Annotated in this window: 2 protein-coding genes; both read right to left on the bottom strand. The window is 44.9% G+C overall.

Features of this window, described 5'->3' with window-relative positions:
* Positions 1-242: 242 nt before the first annotated feature.
* A complete protein-coding gene (locus ACFE90_RS37050; protein ID WP_375507220.1) occupies positions 243-1,856 on the bottom strand; it encodes an iron uptake porin in 1,614 nt (537 codons plus the stop codon).
* A gap of 429 nt (positions 1,857-2,285) precedes the next feature.
* Positions 2,286-3,686: a sugar porter family MFS transporter gene (locus tag ACFE90_RS37045; protein WP_375507219.1), complete on the bottom strand. Its 1,401-nt coding sequence runs from the start codon at positions 3,684-3,686 to the stop codon at positions 2,286-2,288.
* Between the last annotated feature and the right edge of the window lie 25 nt (positions 3,687-3,711).

Raw genomic sequence — 3,711 nt, 5'->3', positions numbered from 1 at the left:
TTTTTAGCGATCGCTGGTTTTTGATCCTACCTCACCAAATCGCGTTGCTCCCTACACACTGTACAAATTAATCTTGGTATGTATTTAACGCTGTAGCTTGGAGTCCAGGCGTTTAGGTTTTCCTGAAGAACCAGCTAGACATTATTGCGATCGCATCCAATGGTGTGAATAAGCTGATGCGCGTCTAGATTGTACATTGCAATTAGTTAAGACTGTCATGCAGTCAATGGTCATCTGTCCTTTTAAAAATCGAAGGTTGTGCGAATCACACCCACATACTGCGTATCATTTCTGCTGTCGTTTTTTGGGTTGAAAATCATCCAAAAACCAGGAGTCACTGAGATATTGTCGTTCAGGCGGTAGCGATAGAATGCTTCGATATGGTAAGCGTTGTCTCGGTCTTGACGGACATCACTGTTAGAGACACGCGGCGGTATACCAAAAAGAATTCCCGGCAAGTTACCCCTACCACCCACATCAGGAAACGACATACCGATCGCCCCAAACCAGACATTAGCATTGTCACCATTGTTTACAAATAGAGAATCTGTTCCACCCCTACCATTGGAAACATCACTCAAACCAGAACTCTTAGCATTTGCCCAAATATATCCACCCCAAGCGTGGATTTGGAAATTTGGGGAGAAGCGATAGAATCCCTGTGCGCCGACAATATCGTTGGAAGTAGCAATGTTGTTACCAAAGGGAGCGTTTGACAGGGCGCTACCCGTCCCAGCTGCGACATCGACTGCTCCACCAGGGCTATAGCCATGAGAATAGGCAACACCGATCGCTCCTTGCTCACCATAATAGGCTAAGTGCGCCAAGGCGTTATAGCCACCATCAAACAAGCCGTTGCTAGCTGATGGTACATTGGGACTAGTGGCTAAATAACCCAAGGTGAGAACCAAGTCTTTGGTAATGTTCCAGTTAGCGGCACCGCCACCGCCACCTCGCCGGAATAAGGGACTGTATGATCCAAAAAGGGAGGGAACCCCATTGCCGTCGTCAGCTATTGTCGGGGGAGTGACGGTGGTTGAAATATCGGTGTAACCAATGCCTGTGGGCCCAACAACGAAGTTAAGAGAATCACTGACTGGGAAGTAGTAACGGATGTGGGGAACAATAAGTGTATCGTTGCTGTCATAGTCGAAGTTTAGGCGGGTCATTCCTGTACCTGTGGCGGCGGCAATTTGGCTTGTACCATTAGAATTCGCAAAGTTACCAAACTCTAACCGGACTCGCAACAAATCTTTCCCGGTGAAGCTACTCTCTAAGTTGAGACGACCCCGGTTTGCAAAGTAGGGACGGGATTCATCGCGATCGCCACCCACCCTATTACCAAAAGTATCACTAACGGCGGTAATAATTTGAGCAGTCAGCTTGGTAGTTGTGGAAAACTGCTGTGCGTCCAACGTTGCTGTGTGTGCCTCCAGCGTATCCACCCGCCCACGCAGAGTTGTCAATTCTGTCGCAAACTCTGTTTGCAGATTTTGCAGCACTGCCAAATCTTCTTTCTTAACTAAATCATTAGTACCCACGGCAATTAATTCATTCACCCGGTCTAAACAGGCATTTAAACCAGCTGCAAACTCGTAACGACTCAAGGCACGATCGCCGCGATAGGTTGCGTCAGGATAACCTGCAATACAACCATAACGTTCGACTAGTGATTGCAGTGCTTGGAATGCCCAATCGCTCGGTTTGATATCAGAGAGTTGGGAAACAGAATTAACTTGTCCCTCCAAATTTCTATTAGCATCTGCTGCATTAGAATCATCTTTAAAAGGTACTGCCCAGACTGCTGGAATTGCCACAAATAAAATAAAAACACTATGAAAAATAATTTTTAACATTGACTTATTACTTGAAAAAAGTTTAATTTTGACTTGATAAATAAAAAGATTAAAATTGATTAAAAGCTTTTATATTCTCAGATAATCAGTGTGAAGTTTACAGATTAAAAGCTGAAGTTTTAGTTTAATTAAACAAATTTTTGACTATATGTTATTGGCGCAATGTTCGCCGCTTTGGGACTCAATACTTGAAAAACATTCCAAAATTTTGGAGGGGTTTAAGCCCCGGACATAATTTTTGATAACCCAATCTCCAGCGATGCACTGAGCGCAGTCGTTGTGTCCCCAGTCCCTTTTACAAATCAAATACGATTTTTATAGCAATCCTAAATCATTCGTGAAAATCTCTCTTTCTTCTCTCTGCGTCTCTCTTGCCTCTGCGGTTCGTTGACGTATAGCTACTTGCCGCAAAGGACACAGAGATACAAATTACATATCTTCTAACTCAATTCCTTTGGTTTCTTTAATGAAAAAGAGAATGAAAAAGAATGAGGTAGCTGCCGCAATTGTATAGAGTCCATAGGCAGAACCTAGACCAAAATATTGCAGTATGGGAGGAAATGTTGTGGAAATAAGGAAATTTGCAACCCATTGCATAGCAGCAGCAATTGAAAGTGCGGCGGCTCGAATTTTGTTATTAAACATTTCTCCCAACAGTACCCAAACCACTGGCCCCCACGAGAAACCAAAGCAAAATACATAGAGGTTGGCGGCGATGAGAGCTATAGTCCCGGCGCTTCCGGTGAGATTGGGGTTCCCAGCAGCATCTAGGGGAGCGTTGCCAAAAAGATAAGCCATCGTCCCCAAGGTAATGGTCATGCCGATTGATCCGATTATGAGTAAGGGTTTGCGACCAAATTTATCTACAAAGGCGATCGCAATCAGTGTTGTAATAATGTTGACGGCTCCTGTAATCACTGTGATTGATAGGGAATCTTTTTCTGAAAACCCGACTGCACGCCACAAAACACTGCTGTAGTAAAAAATTACATTAATACCAACGAATTGCTGTAATACAGATAAGCCTATTCCTATCCAAACAATGGGTAGGAGTCCGCCACTTCTGCTTAAAAGGTCAGAAAACTTAGGCTGGCGTTCTTGAAGCACTGTCTGCCGAATTTCTTCAATTTTTGGCAGCACGTCGCCCCCCAAAATCTTGGTCAGAACGTTAGCAGCTTCTGGCTCCCGTCCTTTGGCAACTAAGTAACGGGGAGATTCAGGAATTGTTAAAGCGATCATCCCGTAAAATACTGCTGGTGGAACTGCTGTCCAAAACATCCAGCGCCAAGCTGCAACCCCAAACAAAAACGGCGAGTCTGCTGAACCTGCTGACACAGCGATAAAGTAGTCGCTCAATAAAGCGATGAAAATTCCTACTACGATCGCTAATTGTTGCAGAGATCCTAACCTTCCCCGTAAATGGGTAGGAGAACATTCGGCGATGTAAGCTGGCGCGATGACGCTAGCAACGCCGATTCCAATGCCACCCAATAGTCGCCAAAAGATAAAATCCCAGATAGTAAAGGCAAGCCCAGAGCCAATGGCACTGATAGTAAACAATACCGAAGCGACCACCATTGCCTTGACTCGACCATAACGGTCTGCAATCTGTCCAGCAAAGAAAGCTCCTACGGCAGACCCCAGCAACGCTAGGGACACTGCCAGCCCTGTTACCAAACTACTGGTATTAAAAGCTTTTGCTAGAGATAAAACCGCGCCGTTGATTACAGCAGTGTCAAAACCGAACAGAAAACCGCCGAGGGCAGCAGCACCAGCAATCAAAATGACATAAAACGTGTTGGATTTACGACGAACAGTAGTGGAAGACATAGTTTATATGTGGGGAGTGGAGGGT

The sequence above is a fragment of the uncultured Nostoc sp. genome, from assembly GCF_964245445.1.
Classification (GTDB): Bacteria; Cyanobacteriota; Cyanobacteriia; order Cyanobacteriales; family Nostocaceae; genus Nostoc.
Note: the sequence above shows the minus strand (reverse complement) of the source record. Positions and strands in the feature narration are given on the sequence as shown.